Origin of the sequence: Agromyces humi, assembly GCF_009720255.1 — a bacterium.
In the GTDB taxonomy this organism is placed as follows: Bacteria; Actinomycetota; Actinomycetes; order Actinomycetales; family Microbacteriaceae; genus Agromyces; species Agromyces humi.
In genome coordinates this window covers 1-578 of sequence record NZ_WJSP02000769.1, presented here as the reverse complement: position 1 = coordinate 578, position 578 = coordinate 1, and the positions used below count along the sequence as shown (strand labels likewise).

Below are 578 nucleotides of genomic sequence, written 5' to 3'. Positions count from 1 at the left end.
CCGGACCGAAGGGCGGACGCGAGAGCGTCGAGCTGCTCGTCGCCGCCGCTCCCGGCCTCTACGAGGAGCTCACCGCGGCGCTGCGCGCCGCGGGCGTCGAGGCCTGAGCCGTGCCGTTCCGCGGATGCCGCTGCGAGCGCCCTGACCGCCTGACGGATCGCGCGGTCTCGCGTGGCGATCCCCGCTGAGAACGGTTAGTCTTTACCAACCTGTTATCTCGCCGACGTACGGTCGGGATGCTCACCTCTTGTCCATCTCCGCCCCCAACGCCGAAGGTCTCCCTCCACGTGCTCGAGTCCCCCCTCGTGCCCGACGGTTCCACGCCAGGCACTCAGATCCCCCTGCGTGCCGAGCGACCCCTGACCCGCCGGGAGCTGCGCGAACGGGAGACCGCCGAGGCCCTTCGTCTCGAGTCCGGGGTCGAGCACGCGCAGGCGGCGAACGGTGCCGGTGGCGTCGGTGGTGCTGCCGCGACTTCAGCGTCCGACGCGTCGGCGCACCACGCGGGTTGGCCCCAGCAGGCTTCGCCGGAGGGCTGGGCTCCGGCCGCCGTCTCCGTGCAGCCGGTCCCGGTGGCA

General features: G+C 72.8%; 1 protein-coding gene. It reads left to right on the top strand.

Going from position 1 to position 578, the window contains the following annotated elements; translation table 11 throughout:
* Nucleotides 1-287 precede the first annotated feature (287 nt).
* Nucleotides 288-578 (top strand): hypothetical protein (locus GH736_RS24790; protein ID WP_203230956.1); only part of this gene is annotated, 291 nt, incomplete at its 3' end.